Origin of the sequence: Pseudomonas sp. RW409, from assembly GCF_003184125.1 — a bacterium.
Lineage (GTDB): Bacteria > Pseudomonadota > Gammaproteobacteria > Pseudomonadales > Pseudomonadaceae > Aquipseudomonas > Aquipseudomonas chlororaphis_I.
Genome location: NZ_QHHP01000002.1, coordinates 471,726 through 495,822, shown reverse-complemented (window position 1 = coordinate 495,822; position 24,097 = coordinate 471,726). Strand labels below are relative to the sequence as shown.

Sequence of the window (24,097 nt, the reverse complement as noted above, 5' to 3'; positions counted from 1 at the left end):
TGCGCGGCGGTTTGTCGGTGAGGCGCTGGCGCCGACCCGAGGGCCGGGAGCCGACGCAAGCCCAGCGACTGTTTGGCGGTCTGGTGCGGGAATGGGCATGGGTCAGCCTGATCCTGCTGCCCTTGACCGCCCTGTTGTCGCTGAGCCACGGACTGGCGCTGAATAACCTGCTGTATGACAACCTGCGACGGCTCAGCCCGTTGCCGGTCGATTCACGCCTTCTGATGATCACCATCGACGACTACAGCCTGCAGCAGCTGGGCCAGTGGCCCTGGCCGCGCACCCTGCACGCCGACCTGCTGGATCGGCTGACGGCGGCCAAGGTCCAGGGCGTGCTGTTCGACGTGATCTTCAGCGAACCCGACAGCGTCCCCGAGAACGATCAGCACTTGGCCCAGGCGATCTGCCGCGAAGGCCAGGTATTCCTGCCCCTGCTGCGCGAGAGCGTGGCCCGCTATGGCCAGCCGCTGGGTGAGATCGAACCTGTGGCCCCGTTGAGTCAGTGCGCCAAGGCGGTCGGCCATATCAATGCCGAGGCCGATACCGACGGCACGGTCCGCAGCGTCTATCTGCGCGAAGGCCCACCGCAGGCGCCGAAGGCACAATTGGCCTGGCTGCTTTATCAACAGGCGCACCCGGTGGGCACTGCCCTGTCGATGCCTGGCTCGGACACCGCGCAGATCACCCAGGGCTGGCTGCGCAGCAACGAAATACGCATCCCCTTCATCAGCACCCAGGCCGGGTTCCCCAGTGTTCCCTATGTCAGCGTATTGCGCGGTGAAGTCCCACCGGAGTTGTTGCGTGACAAGCTGATCCTGATCGGCACCACCGCTCCCGGCCTGGGCGACCGTTACGTCACCCCGCAGTCGGCCAGCGTCGGCACCACCCCAGGCATCGAGATCCAGGCCAACCTGCTCAATGGCTTGTTGCAGCAGCGCACCATCGTTGCCCTGGGGCAATGGCCGGCCGCGGCGCTGTCGGTGCTGCTGGTGGCGGCCCTGCTGGGATTGCTGCTGGTACGGCCGCGGCATGCGTTGTGGTTGACCCTGGCCTGCATGGCGGCGGCCCTACTCGGTTCGGCCGGGCTGCTGCGCCTGGGACTGTGGTGGCCGCCGGTGGCCAGTCTGCTGGGGATGCTGCTGGCTTACCTGATCTGGAACTGGCGTCGCCTGAGCGTGATCCTGGCCTACTTTGGCTGGGAGCTGGCGCGCCTGGACAGCGAACCCAAGGTACTGCCCGAACGCCGGCGCACCCAGACCCCCGCCGGGGATGTGCTGCAGGGGCAGATCGTGGCCCTGGAGCAGGCCTTGAGCCGCACCCGCGACACCCGCCGGTTCATTGCCGACGGCCTGGAATACCTGCCGGTGGCCACCCTGATCAGCGATCCGGACGGCCGCGTGTTGCTGGCCAACCGCAATGCCCGTGAAGTGTTTGGCAACGCGCTGATCGGCGAGGACCTGGTCCACCAGTTGGCCGGCCTGGGTTATCCCGGTTTGCAGGACGGGCAACGCCCTGCCCTGTCGCAACTGCAGCCATTGGAATTTCGGGATATCGAACAGCGCAGCCTGCGCGTGGACCTGGCGCCCTTGCTGCCGATCGACAGCGATACGCCGATCGGCTGGCTGCTGAGCCTCACCGACCTGAGCCTCGAGCGGGATGCCGAGCAGCAGCGGGCCACCCTGTTGCGCTTCCTGTCCCATGACCTGCGCGCGCCCCATTCGGCGATCCTGGCCTTGCTCGATGTGCAGCGGCACCAGGGCTCGGGCGATACACGGATCTACAGCCAGATCGAACTGCAGGTGCGTCGCGCCCTGGGGCTCACCGAAGCCTTTGTGCAACTGGCGAAGGCCGAGTCCGAGGCCTATCAGTTCCAGCCGAGCATGTTCGCCATGCTGGTGCTGGATGCATTCGACCAGGCCATGACCATCGCCCAGCTGAAAAACATCCAGCTGGTGCATGATCTCGACGACGACGCCGAAGGCATGGTGCTGGCCGATCAATCCCTGCTGACCCGGGCCTTGTTCAATCTGCTGGAAAACGCCATTAAGTACAGCCCGTCGGGCTCGACCGTCCGGGTGCAAGTCGCTTGCACAGAAGGCTGGCTGACCTGCGATATCACCGACCAGGGCAAAGGCATTGCGGCCGATGAGCTGCCGCAGCTGTTCGTGCAGTACCAGCGCTTCGCCTCGGCCCAGGGCAGCGAAGGCCTGGGGCTGGGGTTGTCGATGGTCAAGGCGGTGGTCGACCGGCATGAAGGGCGGATTGTCTGCCGTAGCGTGGTCGGCCAGGGGACAACCTTCAGCCTGCAATTACCCCTGCTCACGGACTGAATATCGACAGGCGAAAAAAACCGGCCCCAAGGCCGGTTTTTTTCGTATCCAGAAAACTTATGCACGTTTTCCGGAGTTTTATGGGTTTATGAAATATGTATATAAATCATATGCTTACGAATTTTATATAGCGATTATCCATAAAACGGTACACAGGTTATCCACAGAAACTCAGATGGCCATCTTGTCCGGCGCCGCGGCTACCGGAGGCAGCGAACCCATGTCCCGCTGCGCCTGCTCATTCCAGGCTGCGACCCGGTCGTTGAGCTCGGCGATGGCCCGTGGTCCGGAGCCTTCGGCGTACATCGGCGCACCGATCACCACGGTGATGGTGCCGGGGTGCCTGACCCAGCCGGTCTTCGGCCAGTATTTGCCGGCATTGTGCGCGATCGGCAGCACCGGCAAGTCGGCGTTGACCGCCAGGGCGCTGCCGCTGCGGGAGAACTTGCCCATCTGGCCGTAAGGCACCCGTGTGCCTTCCGGGAAGATCAGTACCCAGACATTGTCCTTGAGCAGCTCGTCGCCCTTGCTGGCGACCTGCTTGAGCGCGGCCTTGGGGTTGTCGCGATCGATGGCGATCGGACGCAGCATGGCCATGGCCCAGCCGAAGAACGGCACGTACAGCAGTTCACGCTTGAGCACCTGGCTCAGCGGTTCGAAATAGGCCGAGAGAAAGAACGTCTCCCAGGTGCTCTGGTGGTTCGAGACAATCACGCAAGGACGTTCGGGGACGTTTTCCGCGCCCTTCACTTCCACGTTGATCTTGAGAAACACCTTGGTCAGCCACAACGCGCAGCGGCACCAATAGACGTTGATAAAGCGATAGCGCGCCTTGAACGGCAGGAAGGGCGCGATAAAAAAGCTCAGGGAGCACCACAGCAACGAACTGGTGCCCAGCAGCAGGTAAAAGAAGAAGGTTCTGATTGCCTGCAGGATCGACATAGCGGCGTTTACCGTTGCGGGCATTGCCCGCCTCTAAAAAAGCGCACTCCCGAACAGTCCTTGGCCAGGATGTCAGAAGAACTCTCTAATTGTGGATAAGTTCAGCGGCAACTGCCGCCAGGTCGTCAAAAATCAAGGTGCCTACCGGTAGGGTTTTCCCCAGGGTCTTTTCGCCTTTCCCGGTCTTTACCAAAACTGGCTGAGAGTCGACGGCTTTTGCGGCTTCCAGGTCACCGAGACTGTCGCCCACAAACCATAGACCAGCCAGATCCACTTCGTAGTGCCGGGCAATGGTCTGCAACATGCCGGGCTTGGGTTTGCGGCAGGCGCAACCTTCGTCCGGGCCATGGGGGCAGTACACGATGAGGCCGAGTTCGCCGCCCTGCTCGGCCACCAGGGCGCGCAGGCGCTCGTGCATGGCGTCGAGGGTGGCGACATCGTAGTAACCGCGAGCGATGCCCGACTGGTTGGTAGCGACCGCTACCGTCCAGCCGGCCTTGCTCAACTGCGCGATGGCTTCGACCGAGCCGGGGAGCGGAATCCACTCCTCCACCGATTTGATGTAAGCGTCGGAGTCGTGATTGATCACTCCGTCCCGATCGAGAATCAGCAGTTTCACGTACGCCTTACCCCAGCAACGAGATGTCGGCGACACCGAGGAACAGACCCCGCAGACGTGCCAGCAGCGCGTAGCGGTTGGCCCGCACGTTGGCGTCTTCGGCGTTGACCATCACCTTCTCGAAGAAGGCGTCGACCGGCTCGCGCAGGGCGGCCAGGCGGGCCAGGGTCTCGCTGTACTGACGCGCCGCGGCCATTGGCTGCACGGCCTGGTCCGCTTGCTGGATCGCCGAGTACAGGGAGAACTCGTTGGCGTTGTCGAAGTACTTGGCTTCCACGGTGGTCGGCACGCTGCCTTCGACCTTGCTCAGCAGGTTCGAAACGCGCTTGTTCACCGCGGCCAACGCAGCGGCTTCCGGCAGCTTGCGGAAGGCCTGCACGGCCTGCACGCGCTGGTCGAAGTCCAGGGCCGAACCCGGCTTCAGGGCACGGACCGACAGGTAGGTGGCGACATCCACGCCTTCGTCTTCGTAACGGGCACGCAGACGGTCGAAGATGAACTCCAGGACCTGATCGGCCAGGCCGGCGCTCTTGACCTTGCTGCCGAACGCGCTGACGGCGAACGCCACTGCTTCGGTCAGGTCCAGGTCGAGCTTCTTGTCGATCAGGATGCGCAGCACGCCCAGCGCGGCACGACGCAGCGCGTACGGGTCCTTGCTGCCGGTTGGCAGCATGCCGATGCCGAAGATGCCGACCAGGGTGTCGAGCTTGTCGGCGATGGCCACGGCGGCACCGGTGACGGTGCTTGGCAGCTCGGCGCCGGCGCCACGCGGCATGTACTGCTCGTTCAGCGCCAGGGCGACATCTTCCGGCTCGCCGTCATTGAGGGCGTAGTAGTAACCGGCGATGCCTTGCATTTCCGGGAACTCGCCGACCATTTCGGTGGCCAGGTCGCACTTCGACAGCAGGCCCGCACGCGCAGCGCGCTGGGCGTCGCCGCCGATGCGCGGGGCGATGAACGCGGCCAGTTTCGAGACGCGCTCGGCCTTGTCGTAGACACTGCCCAGCTTCTCCTGGAACACCACGTTCTGCAGGCGCTGGTTGAAGTCTTCGAGCTTCTGTTTCTTATCCTGCTTGAAGAAGAACTCGGCGTCGGTCAGGCGTGGGCGAACGACTTTCTCGTTGCCCTCGATGATCTGGCGCGGGTCCTTGCTTTCGATGTTGGCCACGGTGATGAAGCGCGGCAGCAGCTTGCCGTCGACGTCCAGCAGGCAGAAGTACTTCTGGTTGTCCTGCATGGTGGTGATCAGGGCTTCCTGCGGCACTTCGAGGAAACGTTCCTCGAACGAGCACACCAGCGGCACCGGCCATTCCACCAGGGCGGTCACTTCGTCCAGCAGATCGGCTGGAACGATGGCAGTACCTTCCTGCAGGCGCGCCAGTTCTTCGGTGCGCTTGCTGATCAGCTCGCGACGCTCGTTGGCGTCGGCCAGCACATAGGCGGCACGCAGGTCGTCCAGATAGTTGGCCGGCGAGGTGATGCGCACGCTTTGCGGGTGATGGAAGCGGTGACCGCGGGAGTCGCGACCGGCTTTCTGGGCGAGGATGGTGCAGTCGATGACCTGGTCACCGAGCAGCATCACCAGCCATTGGGTCGGACGCACGAACTCTTCCTTGCGCGCAGCCCAACGCATGCGTTTTGGAATCGGCAGGTCGTTCAGCGAGTCTTCGACGATGGTCGGCAGCAGGCTGGCGGTCGGCTTGCCCTTGATGCTCTGGCTGTAGCGCAGCTTCGGCCCGCTCTGGTCGATTTCGCTCAGGTCCACGCCACATTTCTTGGCGAAGCCCAGGGCAGCCTGGGTCGGGTTGCCTTCGGCGTCGAAGGCGGCCTGGCGCGGCGGGCCGTCGAGGTTGATGCTGCGATCCGGCTGCTGGGTGGCCAGGCCGCTGATCAGCACTGCCAGGCGGCGTGGTGCGGCGTAGACGTGCTTGGTCTCGAAGTTCAGGCCGGCGGCCTGCAGGCCTTTTTCGATACCGCCCAGGAAGGCTTCGGCCAGGGTGTTCAGTGCTTTGGGTGGCAGTTCTTCAGTGCCCAGTTCAACCAGAAAATCTTGCGCACTCATTGTGCCGCCTCCAACTTAGCCAACACTTCATCACGCAGGTCCGGGGTTGCCATCGGGAAGCCCAGCTTGGCGCGGGCCAGCAGGTAGGCTTGCGCGACGGAACGCGCCAGGGTGCGCACACGCAGGATGTACTGCTGACGCGCGGTCACGGAAATCGCGCGACGGGCATCCAGCAGGTTGAAGGTGTGCGAGGCCTTGAGGACCATTTCATAGCTCGGCAGCGGCAGCGGCTGATCCAGCTCGATCAGGCGCTTGGCTTCGCTTTCGTAGAAATCGAACAGTTCGAACAGCTTCTCGACGTTGGCGTGTTCGAAGTTGTAGGTCGACTGCTCCACTTCGTTCTGGTGGAACACGTCGCCGTAGGTCACCTTGCCGAACGGGCCGTCGGCCCAAACCAGGTCGTAGACCGAATCCACGCCCTGCAGGTACATGGCCAGGCGTTCCAGGCCGTAGGTGATCTCGCCGGTCACCGGGTAGCACTCGATGCCACCGGCTTGCTGGAAGTAGGTGAACTGAGTCACTTCCATGCCGTTGAGCCAGACTTCCCAGCCCAGGCCCCAGGCGCCGAGGGTCGGCGACTCCCAGTTGTCTTCGACGAAACGGATGTCGTGCACCAGCGGGTCGAGCCCGACGTGCTTGAGCGAGCCCAGGTACAGCTCCTGGAAGTTTTCCGGGTTCGGCTTCAAGACCACCTGGAACTGGTAGTAGTGCTGCAGACGGTTCGGGTTTTCGCCGTAGCGGCCGTCAGTCGGGCGACGACTGGGCTGCACATAAGCGGCGTTCCAGGTTTCCGGGCCGATGGCGCGCAGGAACGTGGCGGTATGGAAAGTGCCGGCGCCTACTTCCATATCGTAGGGCTGAAGTACCACACAACCTTGCTCGGCCCAGTATTGCTGGAGGGCGAGGATCAAGTCTTGGAAGGTACGCACGGCTGGCGTAGGCTGGCTCACGAAATTCACCTGTTACTTGGGCTGCGATTTAAAGAGCGGGAGTATACCCGATTCAGTTGTGCGCACGCCCACTGGAGCCTTATGCCACGCTGCTTTTGGTGCAACGAAGATCCCCTGTACATGGCGTACCACGATCAGGAGTGGGGCGTGCCGCTACGCGATGCGCAGCGTTTGTTCGAGTTGTTATTGCTCGAAGGGTTCCAGGCCGGCCTGTCCTGGATCACCGTCTTGAAGAAGCGCGAGCGCTATCGCCAGGTGCTGTTCGGCTTCGATGTGCAGCGCGTGGCACAGATGAGCGATGCACAAATCGACGAGTTGATGCTCGATCCCGGGATCATCCGCAACCGCCTGAAACTCGCTGCCGCCCGGCGAAACGCCCAGGCCTGGATGGCGCTGGAGGACCCGGTGGCATTCCTCTGGTCGTTCGTCGGCGGGGTGCCCAGGGTCAATCATTTCAAGGACCGCAGCGAGGTCCCGGCGGTGACCCCAGAGGCCGAGGCGATGAGCAAGGGTCTGAAAAAGGCCGGCTTCACCTTTGTCGGGCCGACCATCTGTTATGCGCTGATGCAGGCTTCGGGCATGGTGATGGATCACACCCGCGACTGCGATCGCTACGCCATCCTGGCAAACGGGCGGTTAGAATAACCGGCTTGCGACAAGGTTCATGACCCGGATATCAGGAGTCACCTGTGGATAAGTTTAAAGGCGCCCTGCTGGTGGGCGCTCTGCGATTGTTTGCCCTGCTGCCCTGGCGCGCGGTGCAGGCGGTCGGTTCGGCCATCGGCTGGATCATGTGGAAGACCCCCAACCGTTCCCGCGATGTGGTGCGGATCAACCTGGCCAAGTGCTTTCCGCAGATGGACGCCGCCGAGCGCGAGCGTTTAGTGGGACAGAGCCTGAAAGACATCGGCAAATCCCTGACCGAAAGCGCCTGCGCCTGGATCTGGCCGGCCGAGCGCTCGATCGCCCTGGTGCGTGAAGTCGAGGGCCTCGAGGTGCTGCAAGAGGCGCTGGCGTCGGGCAAGGGTGTGGTCGGCATCACCAGCCACCTGGGCAACTGGGAAGTGCTCAACCACTTCTATTGCAGCCAGTGCAAACCGATCATTTTCTACCGCCCGCCGAAGCTCAAGGCGGTGGACGACCTGCTGCAGAAACAGCGGGTACAACTGGGCAACCGCGTGGCGCCGTCCACCAAGGAAGGCATCCTCAGCGTCATCAAGGAAGTGCGCAAAGGTGGTGCGGTGGGCATTCCCGCCGACCCGGAACCGGCCGAATCCGCCGGGATCTTCGTGCCCTTCTTCGCCACCAAGGCGCTGACCAGCAAGTTCGTGCCGAACATGCTGGCCGGCGGCAAGGCGGTCGGGGTGTTCCTGCATGCGCTGCGCCTGCCCGACGGTTCCGGCTACAAGGTGATCCTCGAAGCCGCGCCGGATGCGATGTACAGCACCGATACCGAAACCTCCTGCGCGGCGATGAGCCAGGTGGTCGAGCGCTATGTGCGGGCTTATCCGAGCCAGTACATGTGGAGCATGAAGCGTTTCAAGAAACGTCCGGCCGGCGAAGAACGCTGGTACTGACCGCCTGGCACGATCTGTGGATAACCTTTCGCCCAAGGTTATCCACAAAGGTTGAAGCAGAGCACAGCATATGCCCGATTCGCGCAAATCCCTGAGGATCAAGATCCAGCACGAAAGCTTCGGCGAATGCCTGGGCCAGACGCTCAACCTGTCTGCCAGCGGGGTCTACGTCAAGCACCCGGCATTGGCGGCGCTACCCAAGGGCGCGGTGGTCTACGGCCAGGTGCAAGGCCTGCCGATGAACGCTCCGCGGGTGAAAATGGAAGTGGTGCTGGTGGACGCCGAGGGCATCGGCCTGCGTTATCTCTGAAGCGTTCGGACATCGCCTGTAGCCGCTGCCGAGCTTGCGAGGCTGCGTACGAGGACGCAGTCCTCGCTAAACCTGCGCAGCAGGAGTGTCTGGCAGATCGCGGCGTCTGGTTCTACGACCGCTTCGCGGTCGATCGCAGCCTCGCTCACTCGGCAGCGGCTACAGTCAGCCTTTGGTCTGGCGCTCGAGTTTCTTGAGGAACACCGTCATTTCCTTTTCCGCCTGCTTGTCGCCATGACCGCGGGCCGCTTCCAGGCCCTGCTCCCAGGCCTGGCGCGCCGCCGGATAATCCTCCAGCCCCTGGTAGGCCTTGCCCAGCAGCTTCCACGCCGCCGAATACTTGGGGTCGAAACCGACGCAGCGTTGCAGGTGCTCGGCGGCCTTGGCGTATTCGTGCAGATCCAGATAACCCTTGCCCAGGCCGAAGCGCAGCAGCGAGTTATCCATACCCTTGGCGAGCATTTTTTCCAGGGATTCGAGCATGGGAGGGCTCCTTCGACGGTTAGGTGGCGTATTCGAGACAGCTATCGCGAGCAAGCTCGCTCCTACAGGGATGTACGCCTTCCATTGTAGGAGCGAGCTTGCTCGCGATTGACCGGTCCTGACAGCGCAGGTCCCGGATCAGAAGAAGCTCAACCCCACATGGAACAGCTTCTCCACATCGCGGATATGTTTTTTATCCACAAGGAACAGAATCACATGGTCGCCGGCCTCGATCACCGTGTCGTCGTGGGCGATCAGCACTTCCTCGTCGCGGATGATCGCACCGATGGTGGTGCCTGGCGGCAGTGCGATGTCCTCGATGGCGCGGCCGATCACCTTGCTCGATTTGGCATCGCCATGGGCAATCGCCTCGATGGCTTCCGCCGCGCCACGGCGCAGCGAGTGCACGCTGACGATGTCGCCACGGCGCACGTGGGCCAGCAGGGTGCCGATGGTGGCCAGCTGCGGGCTGATGGCGATGTCGATATCGCCGCCCTGGATCAGGTCGACATAGGCCGGGTTGTTGATGATGGTCATCACCTTCTTGGCCCCCAGGCGCTTGGCCAGGAGCGAGGACATGATGTTGGCCTCGTCGTCGTTGGTCAGGGCCAGGAAGATATCGGCGTCGGCGATATTCTCTTCCATCAGCAGGTCGCGGTCCGAGGCGCTGCCTTGCAGGACCACGGTGCTGTCGAGGTTGTCCGAGAGGTAGCGGCAACGCGCCGGGTTCATCTCGATGATCTTCACCTGGTAACGGCTCTCGATGGCTTCGGCCAGGCGTTCGCCGATCTGCCCGCCGCCGGCGATGACAATGCGCTTGTAGGATTCGTCGAGGCGGCGCATCTCGCTCATCACCGCGCGGATGTTGGCCTTGGCGGCGATGAAGAACACTTCGTCGTCGGCTTCGATCACCGTATCGCCCTGGGGCAGGATCGGCCGGTCACGGCGGAAGATCGCCGCGACGCGGGTGTCGACGTTGGGCATGTGCTCGCGCAGCTGACGCAGTTGCTGCCCCACCAACGGCCCGCCGTAATAGGCCCTGACCGCCACCAGCTGGGCCTTGCCTTCGGCGAAGTCGATCACCTGCAGGGCGCCGGGGTGTTCGATCAGGCGCTTGATGTAGTTGGTCACCACCTGTTCCGGGCTGATCAGCACGTCGACCGGAATCGCCTCGTTGTCGAACAGGCCGGCGCGAGTCAGGTAGGCCGCCTCGCGGACCCGGGCGATCTTGGTCGGGGTGTGGAACAGGGTATGGGCGACCTGGCAGGCGACCATGTTGGTTTCGTCGCTGTTGGTCACCGCGACCAGCATGTCGGCATCGTCGGCGCCGGCCTGGCGCAGCACCGTCGGGAACGAACCGCGGCCCTGTACGGTGCGGATGTCCAGGCGGTCGCCGAGATCGCGCAGGCGTTCGCCATCGGTGTCGACCACTGTAATGTCGTTGGCTTCGCTGGCCAGATGCTCTGCCAGCGTGCCGCCCACCTGCCCTGCTCCGAGGATGATGATCTTCATCCAGTCACTCCCTTAGAACCTTTCTTAACCGCGCGCGGCGGCAATCTTGATCAGCTTGGCGTAGTAGAACCCGTCATGGCCGCCCTCTTGCGCCAGCAACTGGCGACCGTGGGGCTGCTTCAGGCCGGCCGGAGGCTGGCCCAGTTGCCCGCCGATGTCCAGTTCGCGAGCGCCCGGGGTCCGGGCCAGGAACGCCTCGATCACCTCGGTGTTTTCGGTCGGCAAGGTCGAGCAGGTGGCGTACAGCAGGATGCCGCCGACTTCCAGGGTCGACCACATGGTGTCCAGCAGTTCGCCTTGCAAGGTGGCCAGGGCGGCGATGTCGTCGGCCTGACGGGTGAGCTTGATATCCGGGTGGCGACGGATCACCCCGGTGGCCGAACACGGCGCGTCCAGCAGGATGCGCTGGAACGGCTTGCCGTCCCACCAGGCAGCGGTGTCACGGCCGTCGGCGGCGATCAGCTCGGCGTGGAGGCCCAGGCGGTCGAGGTTCTCCTGGACACGCACCAGGCGCTTGGCTTCCAGGTCCACCGCGACCACGCCGGCCAGCGCGGGCTCGACTTCGAGGATGTGGCAGGTCTTGCCGCCAGGCGCGCAGCAGGCGTCCAGCACCCGTTGTCCCGGCGCCAGCTCCAGCAGCTCGGCGGCCAGTTGCGCGGCCTCGTCCTGCACGCTGATCCAGCCTTCGGCGAAGCCCGGCAGGCTGCGCACGTCGGCGGCTTCATCGAGGACGATGCCGTCCTGGCTGTAGACGCAAGGCTTGGCGGCGACGCCGGCCTCGCTCAACAGCTGGAGGTAGGCCGCGCGGGAATGATGGCGACGGTTGACCCGCAGGATCATCGGCGGATGGGCGTTGTTGGCGGCGCAGATGGCTTCCCATTGCTCGGGCCAGAACGCCTTGAGGGATTTTTGCAGCCAGCGCGGATGGGCGGTACGCACCACCGGGTCGCGCTCCAGCTCGGCGAACAGCGCTTCGCTCTCACGTTGGGCGCGGCGCAGCACGGCATTGATCAGCGCCTTGGCCCAGGGCTTTTTCAGTTTGTCGGCGCAGCCCACGGTTTCGCCGATGGCGGCATGCGCCGGGACGCGGGTGTAGAGCAATTGATAAAGGCCCACCAGCAGCAGCGCCTCGACATCGGCATCGGCCGCCTTGAACGGCTTCTGCAACAGCTTGGCCGCCAGCGCCGCCAGCCGTGGCTGCCAGCGCGCGGTGCCGAACGCCAGGTCCTGGGTGAAGCCGCGATCGCGCACTTCGACCTTGTCCAGCAGGGTTGGCAGCGAGCTGTTGAGCGAGGCCTTGCCATTGAGAACCGAGGTCAGGGCCTTGGCGGCGGCCAGACGCGGGTTCATTGGGCGTCCACCGCTTGTCCGAGCACGGTGCCGGTGGCGAATTTCTCACGCCGGCTGTTGAACAGGTCGCTGAAGTTCAGCGCCTTGCCGCCGGGCAATTGCAGGCGAGTCAGGCACAGCGCCTGCTCGCCGCAGGCGACGAGCAGGCCGTCCTTGCTGGCGCCGAGGATGGTTCCCGGGGCGCCCTTGCCTTCGGCGAGACTGGCGGCCAGCACTTTCAGGGCTTCGCCATTGAGCGTGCTGTGGCAGATCGGCCAGGGGTTGAAGGCCCGTACCAGGCGCTCCAGTTCCAGCGCCGGGCGGCTCCAGTCGATCCGTGCTTCGTCCTTGTTCAGCTTGTGGGCGTAGGTGGCCAGGCTGTCGTCCTGCACTTCGCCTTGCAGGGTTCCGGCAGCGAGGCCGGCGATGGCCTGCACCACGGCCGGCGGGCCCATTTCGGCGAGTCGATCATGCAGGCTGCCGCCGGTGTCGGTGGCGCTGATCGGGGTGCGGACCTTGAGCAGCATCGGCCCGGTGTCCAGGCCGGCTTCCATGCGCATCACGGTCACGCCGCTCTCGGCGTCACCGGCTTCCACGGCGCGCTGGATCGGCGCCGCCCCGCGCCAGCGTGGCAGCAGCGAAGCGTGGCTGTTGATGCAGCCCAGGCGCGGAATATCCAGCACCGCCTGCGGCAGGATCAGGCCGTAGGCGACCACCACCATCAGGTCCGGCGCGAGGGCCGCCAGTTCGGCCTGGGCCTCCGCGTTGCGCAGGGTTGGCGGCTGCAGCACGGGGATATCGTGCTCCAGCGCCAGTTGCTTGACCGGGCTCGGCATCAGCTTTTGCCCGCGTCCGGCCGGCCGGTCCGGCTGGGTGTAGACCGCGACGATCTCGTAGGGGCTGTCGAGCAGGGCCTTGAGGTGTTCGGCGGCAAATTCCGGGGTACCGGCAAAGACGATGCGCAGTGGCTCAGTCATGGGAATTCTCGCTAATAAATACGCAGAAAAGAAAAAGGCTTGCCGCTGCAAGCCTTTGGAAGAAGGGGATCAAGCCTGCTGACGATGCTGCTTTTCCAGCTTCTTCTTGATCCGGTCGCGTTTGAGCGTGGACAGGTAATCGACGAACAATTTGCCGTTGAGGTGGTCGCATTCGTGCTGGATGCACACCGCGAGCAGGCCTTCGGCGATCAGTTCGTAAGGCTGGCCGTCACGGTCCAGGGCCTTGATTTTCACGCGTTGCGGACGATCGACGTTCTCGTAGAAGCCCGGTACCGACAGGCAGCCTTCCTGATACTGGCCCATTTCGTCGGTGAGCGGTTCGAACTCTGGGTTGATGAACACCCGTGGCTCGCTGCGGTCTTCGGACAGGTCCATGACCACGATGCGCTTGTGCACGTTGACCTGGGTAGCGGCCAGGCCGATGCCGGGCGCCTCATACATTGTTTCAAACATGTCGTCGACCAACTGACGCACTTCGTCGTCCACTACGGCCACTGGTTTGGCGATAGTGCGCAGGCGCGAGTCGGGGAATTCGAGGATGTTTAAAATGGCCATAAGCGTAATTGCTACACGTGTGAAGTAAGTTCGGAGTCGGAGGCCTTGCGGGTTCTGGAAGGGCAACCGTTGTAAAACGTGCTCGATCAGGAGCAGGGAGCGCACAGGCGCTGGCGTTTCACGCGAGTACACATAATAAAGGGATTCACCGCATGAGGAAATCACTACTCGCCTTGCTGCTCGTGGGCTGGGCCGGTTTCGGCCAGGCGCAGGTGCCGCTCCGGGAGGGTTACCCACAGCGCTACACCGTGGTGGCGGGCGATACCTTGTGGAGCATCGCCAACCGCTTTCTGCGCGATCCCTGGCAATGGCCGGCGCTCTGGCAGGCCAATTCCAGCCTCGCCGACCCCGACCTGATCTACCCCGGCGACTCCCTGGCGCTGGTACAGGTCAATGGCGAACCACGCCTGACCCTGGAGCGCGGCGCTTCCCGGGGCACCCTCAAGCTGTCGCCCCAGGTGCGCCGCACGCCGCTGGCCGAGGCGATCCCGACCATTCCACTGCAGGCCATCGACAGCTTTCTGCTGAGCAACCGCATCCTCGACCGGGCCGAGACCTTCGACAGTGCGCCCTACATAGTCGCCGGCGATGCCGAACGGGTGCTCAGCGGCACCGGCGACCGGATCTTCGCGCGCGGCCGCTTCGACCCGGAACAATCGGCCTACGGCATCTTCCGCCAGGGCAAGACCTACACCGACCCGCAGAGCGGCGAAGTGCTGGGGATCAACGCCGACGAGATCGGCGGCGGCGAGGTGGTCGCGGTCGAGGGCGATATCGCCACCCTGCAATTGCAGCGCACCACCCAGGAAGTGCGCCTGGGCGACCGTTTGTTCAGCGGCGAGCCGCGGACCATCAACTCGACCTTTGTCCCCAGCCCGCCGAGCCGGGCGGTCGAGGGCCTGATCATCGACGTGCCACGGGGCGTCACCCAGATCGGTGCGCTGGACGTGGTGACGCTGAACAAGGGGCGGCGCGATGGCCTGGCTGAAGGCAATGTGCTGGCGGTGCTGAAAACCGGTGAAACCGTGCGCGATCGGGTGGCCGGCGGCCAGGTGAAGATGCCGGATGAGCGGGCCGGCCTGCTGATGGTTTTCCGCACCTACGACAAGCTCAGCTACGGCCTGGTGCTCAACGCTTCCCGCTCCCTGGCGATCATGGACAAGGTGCGTAACCCGTAAACCCTCAACAAGTTACCAACAGAGTTATCCACAGTTTATTCCTGCTTCAGCCGGGCTTATAACGATCAAGGATGATCCCATGTCACTGCCTGCCCAGGCTCCGGTTTCCCCCGCGGAACTGGAAGCCCGTCTGCGTTTGCATCGCTTGCCGGACCTTGGCCCGAAGCGTTTTCAGCTGTTGCTCGAAGCCTTCGGTTCGGCCTCCAAGGCCATCAGCGCGCCGGCCAGTGCCTGGCGTGCGTTGGGCCTGCCGGCGAGTGCGGCCGAGGCCCGGCGCAACGCCGAGGTGCGTGATGGCGCCAGCCGTGCATTGGCCTGGCTGGAGCGTCCGGGCCAGCATTTACTGATGTGGGACCAGCCTGACTACCCGCCGTTGTTGAATGAAATTGCCGATGCGCCGCCGCTGCTGTTTGTCGCCGGCGATCCGCGGATCCTGGAAAAACCGCAGTTGGCGGTGGTTGGCAGTCGTCGCGCTTCGAGGCCTGGAATGGACACCGCCGCGGCCTTTTCCCGCAGCCTGGCCGCGGCCGGTTTTGTCATCACCAGCGGCCTGGCGCTGGGGATCGATGGCGCGGCGCACCAGGCTGCCCTGGAGGTCGGCGGGCAGACCGTCGGCGTGCTCGGCACCGGCCTGGAAAAATTTTATCCACAGCGCAATCGACGCCTGGCCGACGCCATGATCGCCCAGGGCAGCGCAGTGGTTTCCGAGTTCCCGTTGGAGACCGGACCCCACGCCAGCCACTTTCCCCGGCGCAACCGGATCATCAGCGGCCTGTCCCTTGGCGTGCTGGTGGTGGAGGCCAGCGTCGCCAGCGGTTCGCTGATCACCGCCCGGCTCGCCGCCGAACAAGGCCGCGAGGTGTATGCGATACCCGGGTCGATCCATCACCCCGGGGCCCGGGGCTGTCATCAGCTGATTCGTGATGGCGCGGTGCTGGTGGAAACCATCGAACATATCCTCGAAGCCCTGCGTGGCTGGCAACGGCTGTCGTTATCCCCAGCCCCGCCACCAGTCGCGCCCACGCACCCATTGCTGGCGCTGTTGCATGCTGCGCCGCAGACCAGCGAGGGCCTGGTGCAGGCCAGTGGCTGGAGCCTGTCCAGGGTGCTGGCGGCGCTTACGGAGCTGGAGCTGGAGGGCCATGCGGTATGTGAAGCAGGCTGCTGGTATGCCCGGGCAAAAGGCTAGGCTTTATAAGCAGGATCGGTAAACTGCGCACAGCCTTAATCCGGAGAGTCAGCAATGGTCAGCAGTTGGCGTGTGCAACAAGCCGCACGAGAAATTCGCGCAGGGGCGGTGATTGCCTACCCAACCGAAGCAGTCTGGGGGTTGGGGTGCGACCCGTGGAACGAAGAGGCGGTGGACCGGTTGCTGGCCATCAAGTCGCGCTCCGTGGACAAGGGCCTGATCCTGATCGCCGACAACATCCGCCAGTTCGATTTCCTCTTCGAGGATTTCCCCCAGGAATGGCTCGATCGCATGGCCAGCACCTGGCCAGGCCCGAACACCTGGCTGGTACCCCATCAGAATCTGTTGCCGGAATGGGTCACCGGGGTCCACGACACCGTGGCCTTGCGGGTCAGCGATCATCCACTGGTGCGCGAGTTATGTGCGCTGGTGGGGCCGCTGATTTCCACCTCGGCCAATCCCCAGGGGCGCCCGGCCGCCCGCACGCGGATTCGCGTCGAGCAGTATTTCCGCGGGCAGCTGGACATGGTCCTGGGCGGCAGCCTGGGCGGGCGCAAGAACCCGAGCCTGATCCGCGACCTGGTGACCGGCAAGATCGTGCGTCCGGCCTGACACCGCGTCATCGTTTATCGCGGGCAAGTCGGATCGCGATGCATTTCAAGGCAGCAGAATGGTCGAACCCGTGGTGCGCCGCGCCGACAGTTCGGTCTGCGCCTTCGCCGCGTCCGCCAGTGGATAACGCTGGCCGATCTCGATCTTCAGCTTGCCGCTGGTAATCATGCCGAACAGATCGTCGGCCATGGCCTGCAGGTTCTCGGCATTGTTGGCGTAGGTGCCCAGGGTCGGACGGGTGACATACAGCGAGCCCTTGGCCGCCAGGATGCCCAGGTTGACCCCCTCCACCGCGCCCGAGGCGTTGCCGAAGCTGACCATCAGGCCCCGTGGCTGCAGGCAGTCCAGCGAGGTCAGCCAGGTGTCCTTGCCCACGCCGTCGTAGACCACCGGGCATTTCTTGCCGTCGGTCAGCTCCAGTACGCGCTTGGCCACGTCTTCATGGCTGTAGTCGATGGTTTCCCAGGCGCCGAGGGATTTCGCCAGCGCGGCTTTTTCCGGCGAGCTGACAGTACCGATCAGCTTCACCCCCAGGGCCTTGGCCCACTGGCAGGCGAGCAGCCCGACACCGCCGGCGGCCGCGTGGAACAGCACGGTTTCACCGCCCTTGAGCTCGTAGGTCTGGCGCAGCAGGTACTGCACGGTCAGGCCCTTGAGCATCACCCCGGCCGCCTGTTCGAAGCTGATGCTGTCCGGCAGGTGCACCAGATTGTCCGCGGGCAGTACATGCAGCTCGCTGTAGGCACCCAGCGGACCGCTGCCATAAGCCACGCGATCGCCGACCTTGAAGCGGGTCACGGCGCTGCCCACCGCCTCGACCACCCCGGCCCCTTCGGCACCCAGGCCCGATGGCAAGGCCGGTGGCGCGTAGAGACCGCTGCGGTAGTAGGTGTCGATGAAATTCAGGCCGATGGCCTTGTTGCTCACGCGGACCTGTTGCGGGCCCGGTTCTGCGGGTTGGTAATCCACATACTCGAGTACTTCCGGGCCGCCATGGGCCCGGAACTGGATACGTTTGGCCATCTGCACTCTCTCCTCGGTCGTGTCGCGAAAGTGCCTTATCGGACTCCTATGCTTGACCGCCGTCAACTGCGACCGGCCCCCACGCAGTGTTATGCTACGCGCCCATTTGCGCAGGCCCCCTGCTGTATCCCTGGCGCCGCGTAGCTTTGCCCGATTCAAGGTGATGCCATGACTACCCGCACCGAGGCCGTAAAAGCCTACCTGCTCGACCTGCAAGACCGCATTTGCGCTGCCCTGGAAGCCGAAGACGGCGGTACGCGCTTCGTCGAAGACGCCTGGACCCGACCGGCCGGCGGTGGCGGGCGCACCCGGGTGATTGCCGACGGTACGGTGATCGAGAAAGGCGGCGTCAACTTTTCCCACGTGTTCGGCAGCGGCTTGCCGCCGTCCGCCAGCGCCCACCGGCCCGAACTGGCCGGCCGTGGATTCGAGGCGCTGGGCGTGTCGCTGGTGATCCACCCGCACAACCCCCATGTGCCGACTTCCCACGCCAACGTAAGGTTCTTCATCGCCGAAAAAGCAGGCGAAGAGCCGGTCTGGTGGTTCGGCGGCGGTTTCGACCTGACCCCCTACTACGCCAACGAAGAGGACTGTGTGCACTGGCACCGCGTCGCCGAAAAGGCCTGTGCTCCGTTCGGCCCGGACGTCTACCCGCGCTACAAGGCCTGGTGCGACAGCTACTTCCACATCAAGCATCGCAATGAACCACGTGGCATCGGCGGCCTGTTCTTCGACGACCTCAACGAGTGGGACTTCGACACCAGCTTCGCCTTCATGCGCGCCATCGGCGACGCCTACCTCGAGGCCTACCTGCCGATCGTCCAGCGCCGCAAGGCCCTGGGCTATACCGAGAAGCAGCGCGAGTTCCAGGAGTACCGTCGCGGCCGCTATGTCGAGTTCAACCTGGTCTACGACCGCGGCACCCTGTTCGGCCTGCAATCGGGCGGGCGTACCGAGTCGATCCTCATGTCCCTGCCGCCGCAGGTGCGCTGGGGCTATGACTGGAAAGCCGAGCCGGGCAGCGAAGAAGCGCGCCTGACCGAATATTTCCTGCAGGACCGCGACTGGCTGGCGGGCTCTGCGTAAAGCGTTGCAGCCGGCTGGCCGGCGCTGGACGATAATGCGATTGAACAGAACAGCGCAGCGTCCCTGTCGCCAGCAAGCTGGTTCCTTACAGGGATGTGCATGAGGGTTTTATTGGATGGATCAGTACGTCGTTTTTGGTAACCCGATCGGCCACAGCAAGTCGCCGCTGATTCATCGGCTGTTCGCCGAGCAGACGGCGCAGCGGCTGGTCTACACCACTCTGCTGGCGCCCCTCGACGATTTCGCCGGCTGTGCCCGCGGGTTCTTCGTGGACGGGCGTGGCGCCAACGTCACGGTGCCGTTCAAGGAAGACGCCTACCGCCTGGCCGACAGCCTGACCGCCCGCGCCCAGCGCGCCGGCGCGGTGAACACCTTGAGCAAACTCGCCGATGGCAGCCTGCTGGGCGACAACACCGACGGCGCCGGCCTGGTGCGCGACCTGACGGTCAACGCCGGCTTCAGCCTCAAGGGCAAGCGCATTCTGCTGCTGGGGGCCGGTGGCGCGGTGCGTGGCGCGCTGGAGCCGCTGCTGGCGGAGCAGCCGGCGTCGGTGATCATCGCCAACCGCACGGTGGAAAAGGCCGAACTGCTGGCCGAGCTGTTCAGCGACCTGGGGCCGGTGTCCGCCAGCGGTTTCGACTGGTTGCGCGAGCCGGTGGACCTGATCATCAACGCTACCTCGGCCAGCCTCACCGGCGACGTGCCGCCGATTGCCGCCAGCCTGATCGAGCCGGGCAAGACGGTGTGCTACGACATGATGTATGGCAAGGAGCCGACCGCCTTCTGTCGCTGGGCCAGCCAATACGGCGCGGCGATTTCCATGGATGGCCTGGGCATGCTCGCCGAGCAGGCGGCGGAAGCCTTCTTCCTGTGGCGCGGCGTGCGCCCGGACACCGCGCCGGTGCTGGCGGAGCTGCGGCGCCAGCTGGGGCTCTGACCCCGCGCCCCTCTTTCTATTGTAGGAGCGAGCTTGCTCGCGATAGCCGCGAAGCGGCGGTGCGACAGCCACGCCGTATTATCGTCGACGTTCATCGCGAGCAAGCTCGCTCCTACATAGCCGGGTTCAATCCTCAAACCGAATCGGGCATCTCTCCGCGCCTTCGAGCTTTCTCAACTCTTCGATCACCGAGGCCCGCGCGCGGCGCAGGGTCAGGCTGCGGTTCTGCCGCAGCAGGCGGCGGGCTTCCTGGTGCAGCATGGCCACCCCGGAATAGTCGATGAAGTTGATCTGCCGGGCGTCGATCACCAGGCGCGGCGCATGGCAGCGCTGCATGCGCACTTGCAGGTAATGGCTGGCGCCGAAAAAGATCGAGCCGCCGACCCGCAGGATGTCCTCGTCGCCTTCGCGCCCATGCTGCACGCGCGGTTGCGAGGTGCGCTTGAGGTAGAAGAACAGCGATGCCAGAACCCCGGCATAGATCGCCGTCTGCAATTCCAGGAGCAAGGTGGCGACACAGGTCAGGCTCATCACCGCGAACTCGGCGCGGCTGACCCGGAACAGCGCGCGAATGCCGCGGTGGTCCACCAATCCCCAGCAAATCAGCAGGATGCTCCCGGCCATGGCCGGGATCGGGATATGGGCGATCAGCGCCGCGCCGGCCACGGCGAACAAGGCCACCCACAACGCCGAGAACACCCCCGCCAGCGGCGAACAGGCACCAGCTTCGTAGCTCAGGCCGGAACGGGTAAAGGAACCGGAAGACAGATAGCCGGAGAAGAACGCGCCGACGATGTTCGACAGGCCCTGGGCGCGGACTTCCTGGTTGGCATCGAGCAACTGCTCGGAGCGCGCCGACAGCGAGCGGGCGATCGACAGGCTGGTCACCAGCCCCAGCATGCCCACCGCCACGGCGCTGGGCAGCAGGCGCAGGATCATGTCCAGGTCCAGCGGCAGCGGGCTGAACGGCGGCAGCCGCCCGGTAAAGGCGCTGACCAGCTTCACCTGGCCGAACAGCGCCGGCCACAGCCATACCACCAGAGCGCTGAGGATCAGGCTGATCAGCAGCGACGGCCAGCGCGGCACCAGCAGTTTCAGGGCCAGGCCGACGATCAGCGTGCCCAGGCCGAGGATCAGCGAGGGGTTATCCACAGCATCGAGATGGGCGAACAGCGAGGTCAGGCTGTTCAGCGCGGTGGCTTCGCTCGGCAAGTCCAGGCCCAGCAGGTTGGGCAGCTGCCCCAGGGCGATCACTACCGCGGCGCCGAGGGTGAAGCCGAGCACCACCGAGTGGGACACGAAGTTCACCAGCGCGCCGAAGCGCAACAGCCCCAATAGCCACTGGAACACGCCAGCGAGCAGGGTCAGCAGCAGGATCAGGGTGATGTAGTCCTGGGATGCCGGCACCGCCAGGGGGCTGACGCTGGCGTAGAGGACGATGGAAATCGCCGCGGTGGGGCCACAGATCAGGTGCCAGGAAGAACCCCAGAGGCAGGCGATCAGCACCGGCACGACGGCGGCATACAGGCCGTATTCCGGTGGCAGGCCGGCGATCAGCGCATAGGCGATGGATTGCGGCAGGGCGAGGATGGCGCCGCTCAGGCCCACCAGCAGGTCGCGCCCGACGCTGGCGCGGGTCTGCCGGGGCAGCCAGCTCAGGAAGGGCAAGAGTGAATGGCGATTGGGCCAGGCCATGGGTCCTCGCGGGTGAAGGTGTTCAGGGGCGTCAGGGTAAAGCATTGCCGGAAGGCTTGCCCCATTCCGCCAGGGTTGCCTGTAGGAGCGAGGCTTGCCCGCGATGGGCTACGCAGTAGCCCCAAAACCTGCATGCAGGGTCCATCTGGAAGACCGTGTCGCCCGCATCGCGGGCAAGCCTCGCTCCTACGACGGGCGTTAGAGTTTGGCCTGCACCGCCGGCAGCGCATCCTTGCCATCGAGGGTCTTCACCCCATCCAGCCACTTGTCCAGCACCGCCGGGTTGGCCTTGATCCAGGCCTTGGCTGCGTCAAAGTTGCTGACCTTCTTGTTGGCCACCTCGGCCATGATGCTGTTCTCCATGTCCTGGGTGAAGCTCAGGTTGCTCAGCAGCTTGCCGACGTTCGGGCAGGCCTGTGCATAACCCTTGCGGGTCAGGGTGTAGACGCTGCCGGTATCGCCGAAGTACTTCTCGCCACCCTTGAGGTAGCGCATTTTCAACTGCACGTTCATTGGGTGCGGGGTCCAGCCGAGGAAGGTGACGAACTTCTGCCTTTTCACCGCCCGCGAGACTTCGGCGAGCATCGCCTGCTCGCTGGACTCGATAAGCTTCCACTGGCCGAGGTCGAAGTCGTTCTTCTTGATGATCTCCTGCAACGACAGGTTGGCCGGGGCCCCGGAGCCGATGCCGTAGAGCTTTTTGTCGACTTCTTTTGGGTGTAGCTCGGCGTATTTGTTCAGGTCGTTGAAGTCATGCACGCCGGCGTCCCAGACGTAATCCGGCACCGCCAGGGTGAACTCGGTGCCGTCCAGGTTCTTCGCCAGCTGGGTGACATCGCCATTGGCCACGAACTTGTCGTAGAAGCCCTGCTGCGCCGGCATCCAGTTGCCCAGGAACACATCCACCTGGCCGTCCTTGAGCCCGCCGAAGGTGATCGGCACCGCCAGGGTATCGACCTTGGCCTTGTAGCCCATGCCGTCCAGCAGGAAACCGGCGATGGCGTTGGTGGCGGCGATGTCGCTCCAGCCCGGGTCGGCCATCTTCACGGTCTCGCACCCCTGTTCGGCCCAGGCCAGGGCCGGGATCGAAGCACTGCCCAGCGCCAGAAGCGCGGCCGTCACTGCTGTGGATAACCTTTGCATGCTCTTCCCCTTACGTTATTGGTTTTGGCAGGGTTGTGGATAACGAGCCTTGCGCTCCAGATCGTCGAGGTCGATGTGGTTGCGCATGTATTGCTGGCTGGCGTCGACCAGTGGCTGGTGGTCCCAGCTCTTCAGCTTGCCCAGGCTCAGCGCATCGGCGACGAAGCGACGGCGGCGCTGGCTGGCGAGTACCTGTTGATGAATGTGCGGGATATCCCATTTGGCCCGGGCTTCGCGGAGAAAACCCTCGAATAGCGGGCGATGTTGCGGTGATTGGCTGAGTTCTTCCTGTTCACGCGGGTCGTTGGCCACATCGAACAGCAGGCACGGGTCGTCTTCGCTGTAGATGAACTTGTAGCGGCCGCGACGAATCATCATCAGCGGGCCGATAGTGCCTTCGGCCATGTATTCGCCGAAGACTTCGTCATGCCCGCCCTGCCCTTGCAGGTGCGGCACCAGGGAGCGGCCATCCAGCGGCAGATCCGCTTGCAGTTGGCCACCGGCCAGTTCCACCAGGGTCGGCAGCAGGTCGGCGGTCGAGACCGCCTGGCCCACCCGGCCAGCGGCGAACTGCCCCGGCGCGCTGACCAGCAGCGGCACCCGCGCGGCCATTTCGAACCAGTGCATTTTGTACCAGAGGCCGCGCTCGCCGAGCATGTCGCCGTGGTCGCCGGAAAAGACAATGATGGTGTCGTCGATCAGCCCGGTTTCCTCCAGGGTTTCCAGGAGTTTGCCGACGTTGCTGTCGATATAGCTGCACGCGCCGAAATAGGCGCGACGCGCGTCGCGAATCTTATCCACAGGCAGCGGCTTGTCCCACAGGTCGTAGACCTTGAGCAGGCGCTGGGAATGCGGGTCGAGCGCGTCCTGGGACGGGGTCTGCGGCAGCGGAATATCCTCGTCGCGGTACAGGTCCCAGAAGGCCTTGGGAATGGTGTACGGGTCGTGCGGGTGGGTCATCGACACGGTCAGGCAGAACGGCTGGTCGCCGTCTTCGCGAACGTGATCGAACAGGTACTGGCGGGCCTTGAACACCACCTCTTCGTCGAAATCCAGCTGGTTGGTGCGCACGCATGGCCCGGCCTGCAGTACCGAGGACATATTGTGGTACCAGCTGGGGCGCACGTCCGGCTCATCCCAGTTCACCGCCCAGCCATAGTCGGCCGGGTAGATATCGCTGGTCAGGCGTTCTTCGTAACCGTGCAGCTGGTCCGGGCCGCAGAAATGCATCTTGCCTGACAGCGCGGTGCGGTAGCCCAGGCGGCGCAGGTAATGGGCGTAGGTCGGGACGTCGGCGGGGAAGTCGGCGGCGTTGTCATAGGCGCCGATCTTGCTCGGCAACTGGCCGCTGACCAGGGTGAAACGCGAGGGCGCGCACAGTGGGCTGTTGCAGTAGGCGGCGTCGAACACCACGCCTTGCGCGGCGAGACGGCTCAGGTGCGGCAGCTTGATGGGCGATGGACCGTAGAACGGCAACATTGGCGCGGCCATCTGATCGGCCATGATGAAAAGAATGTTCTTGCGCTTCATGTATTCGCGGCATTCCATAGTAGGCAGTTATGCGAAA

Annotated in this window: 22 protein-coding genes; 9 read left to right on the top strand and 13 right to left on the bottom strand. The window is 64.3% G+C overall.

Features of this window, described 5'->3' with window-relative positions; all coding sequences use genetic code 11:
• The first annotated feature begins 11 nt into the window (after window positions 1-11).
• On the top strand, window positions 12-2,330 hold the full coding sequence (locus tag DK261_RS02325; RefSeq protein ID WP_036985504.1) for a CHASE2 domain-containing protein: 2,319 nt from the start codon (window positions 12-14) through the stop codon (window positions 2,328-2,330).
• Window positions 2,331-2,501: 171 nt separating this feature from the next.
• Here DK261_RS02325 and DK261_RS02320 read toward each other — a convergent pair whose 3' ends face one another.
• The 4 genes from DK261_RS02320 to glyQ form a co-directional block, all read right to left on the bottom strand.
• A complete protein-coding gene (locus DK261_RS02320; RefSeq protein ID WP_009046219.1) occupies window positions 2,502-3,272 on the bottom strand; it encodes a 1-acyl-sn-glycerol-3-phosphate acyltransferase in 771 nt (256 codons plus the stop codon).
• 85 nt (window positions 3,273-3,357) lie between these two features.
• Window positions 3,358-3,891 carry a D-glycero-beta-D-manno-heptose 1,7-bisphosphate 7-phosphatase gene (gene gmhB / locus DK261_RS02315; RefSeq protein ID WP_009046220.1) on the bottom strand — a complete coding sequence of 178 codons (534 nt, stop codon included), beginning with the start codon at window positions 3,889-3,891 and terminating at the stop codon, window positions 3,358-3,360.
• Window positions 3,892-3,898: 7 nt separating this feature from the next.
• The gene (gene glyS, locus DK261_RS02310) at window positions 3,899-5,953 is read right to left on the bottom strand and encodes a glycine--tRNA ligase subunit beta (protein WP_007921024.1); all 2,055 of its coding nucleotides are present in this window, start codon (window positions 5,951-5,953) and stop codon (window positions 3,899-3,901) included.
• Window positions 5,950-6,903 carry a glycine--tRNA ligase subunit alpha gene (gene glyQ / locus DK261_RS02305; protein WP_003177094.1) on the bottom strand — a complete coding sequence of 318 codons (954 nt, stop codon included), beginning with the start codon at window positions 6,901-6,903 and terminating at the stop codon, window positions 5,950-5,952. The genes glyS and glyQ overlap by 4 nt, the downstream gene beginning before the upstream one ends.
• Window positions 6,904-6,984: 81 nt before the next feature.
• On the opposite strand from glyQ, the gene DK261_RS02300 reads away from it, so the two are divergent.
• The 3 genes from DK261_RS02300 (at window position 6,985) to DK261_RS02290 (ending at window position 8,790) form a co-directional block, all read left to right on the top strand.
• Window positions 6,985-7,548, top strand: coding sequence for a DNA-3-methyladenine glycosylase I (locus tag DK261_RS02300; protein ID WP_009046221.1), 564 nt, complete (start codon window positions 6,985-6,987; stop codon window positions 7,546-7,548).
• Between the two features lie 44 nt (window positions 7,549-7,592).
• Window positions 7,593-8,480 (top strand): lysophospholipid acyltransferase, encoded by an 888-nt coding sequence (locus tag DK261_RS02295; RefSeq protein WP_023967681.1) that lies wholly within the window; start codon window positions 7,593-7,595, stop codon window positions 8,478-8,480.
• A gap of 70 nt (window positions 8,481-8,550) precedes the next feature.
• Window positions 8,551-8,790: a pilus assembly protein PilZ gene (locus DK261_RS02290; protein ID WP_103330786.1), complete on the top strand. Its 240-nt coding sequence runs from the start codon at window positions 8,551-8,553 to the stop codon at window positions 8,788-8,790.
• Between the two features lie 165 nt (window positions 8,791-8,955).
• Here the strand turns inward: DK261_RS02290 and DK261_RS02285 are convergent, their stop codons facing one another.
• The 5 genes from DK261_RS02285 to def form a co-directional block, all read right to left on the bottom strand.
• A complete protein-coding gene (locus DK261_RS02285) occupies window positions 8,956-9,273 on the bottom strand; it encodes a tetratricopeptide repeat protein (protein WP_009046223.1) in 318 nt (105 codons plus the stop codon).
• A 138-nt stretch (window positions 9,274-9,411) separates the two neighbouring features.
• Window positions 9,412-10,785 (bottom strand): Trk system potassium transporter TrkA, encoded by a 1,374-nt coding sequence (gene trkA, locus DK261_RS02280; RefSeq protein WP_007932603.1) that lies wholly within the window; start codon window positions 10,783-10,785, stop codon window positions 9,412-9,414.
• 24 nt (window positions 10,786-10,809) lie between these two features.
• On the bottom strand, window positions 10,810-12,135 hold the full coding sequence (gene rsmB, locus DK261_RS02275; RefSeq protein ID WP_009046225.1) for a 16S rRNA (cytosine(967)-C(5))-methyltransferase RsmB: 1,326 nt from the start codon (window positions 12,133-12,135) through the stop codon (window positions 10,810-10,812).
• Window positions 12,132-13,091: a methionyl-tRNA formyltransferase gene (gene fmt / locus DK261_RS02270; RefSeq protein WP_016703938.1), complete on the bottom strand. Its 960-nt coding sequence runs from the start codon at window positions 13,089-13,091 to the stop codon at window positions 12,132-12,134. The genes rsmB and fmt overlap by 4 nt, the downstream gene beginning before the upstream one ends.
• A gap of 69 nt (window positions 13,092-13,160) precedes the next feature.
• Window positions 13,161-13,667 carry a peptide deformylase gene (gene def / locus DK261_RS02265; RefSeq protein ID WP_009046227.1) on the bottom strand — a complete coding sequence of 169 codons (507 nt, stop codon included), beginning with the start codon at window positions 13,665-13,667 and terminating at the stop codon, window positions 13,161-13,163.
• A 152-nt stretch (window positions 13,668-13,819) separates the two neighbouring features.
• Between def and DK261_RS02260 the strand changes: the two genes are divergently transcribed.
• The 3 genes from DK261_RS02260 (at window position 13,820) to DK261_RS02250 (ending at window position 16,646) form a co-directional block, all read left to right on the top strand.
• Entirely contained in the window at window positions 13,820-14,845 is a 1,026-nt protein-coding gene (locus tag DK261_RS02260; RefSeq protein WP_110175229.1) for a LysM peptidoglycan-binding domain-containing protein, read from the top strand.
• Window positions 14,846-14,924: 79 nt separating this feature from the next.
• Window positions 14,925-16,034: a DNA-processing protein DprA gene (gene dprA, locus DK261_RS02255; protein WP_110175228.1), complete on the top strand. Its 1,110-nt coding sequence runs from the start codon at window positions 14,925-14,927 to the stop codon at window positions 16,032-16,034.
• A gap of 54 nt (window positions 16,035-16,088) precedes the next feature.
• Window positions 16,089-16,646: an L-threonylcarbamoyladenylate synthase gene (locus DK261_RS02250; RefSeq protein WP_007926207.1), complete on the top strand. Its 558-nt coding sequence runs from the start codon at window positions 16,089-16,091 to the stop codon at window positions 16,644-16,646.
• 45 nt (window positions 16,647-16,691) lie between these two features.
• Here the strand turns inward: DK261_RS02250 and DK261_RS02245 are convergent, their stop codons facing one another.
• Window positions 16,692-17,669, bottom strand: coding sequence for an NADPH:quinone reductase (locus DK261_RS02245; protein ID WP_009046231.1), 978 nt, complete (start codon window positions 17,667-17,669; stop codon window positions 16,692-16,694).
• Window positions 17,670-17,837: 168 nt separating this feature from the next.
• Between DK261_RS02245 and hemF the strand changes: the two genes are divergently transcribed.
• Window positions 17,838-18,755 (top strand): oxygen-dependent coproporphyrinogen oxidase, encoded by a 918-nt coding sequence (gene hemF, locus DK261_RS02240; protein WP_009046232.1) that lies wholly within the window; start codon window positions 17,838-17,840, stop codon window positions 18,753-18,755.
• A 115-nt stretch (window positions 18,756-18,870) separates the two neighbouring features.
• Entirely contained in the window at window positions 18,871-19,692 is an 822-nt protein-coding gene (gene aroE / locus DK261_RS02235; protein ID WP_009046233.1) for a shikimate dehydrogenase, read from the top strand.
• 126 nt (window positions 19,693-19,818) lie between these two features.
• Here the strand turns inward: aroE and DK261_RS02230 are convergent, their stop codons facing one another.
• The 3 genes from DK261_RS02230 to betC all read right to left on the bottom strand — a co-directional run bounded on the left by DK261_RS02230 (window position 19,819) and on the right by betC (window position 24,060).
• On the bottom strand, window positions 19,819-21,387 hold the full coding sequence (locus tag DK261_RS02230; RefSeq protein WP_110175227.1) for a SulP family inorganic anion transporter: 1,569 nt from the start codon (window positions 21,385-21,387) through the stop codon (window positions 19,819-19,821).
• Between the two features lie 198 nt (window positions 21,388-21,585).
• The gene (gene choX / locus DK261_RS02225) at window positions 21,586-22,530 is read right to left on the bottom strand and encodes a choline ABC transporter substrate-binding protein (protein WP_110175226.1); all 945 of its coding nucleotides are present in this window, start codon (window positions 22,528-22,530) and stop codon (window positions 21,586-21,588) included.
• Between the two features lie 15 nt (window positions 22,531-22,545).
• Window positions 22,546-24,060, bottom strand: coding sequence for a choline-sulfatase (gene betC, locus DK261_RS02220; protein WP_041987886.1), 1,515 nt, complete (start codon window positions 24,058-24,060; stop codon window positions 22,546-22,548).
• Window positions 24,061-24,097 lie beyond the last annotated feature (37 nt).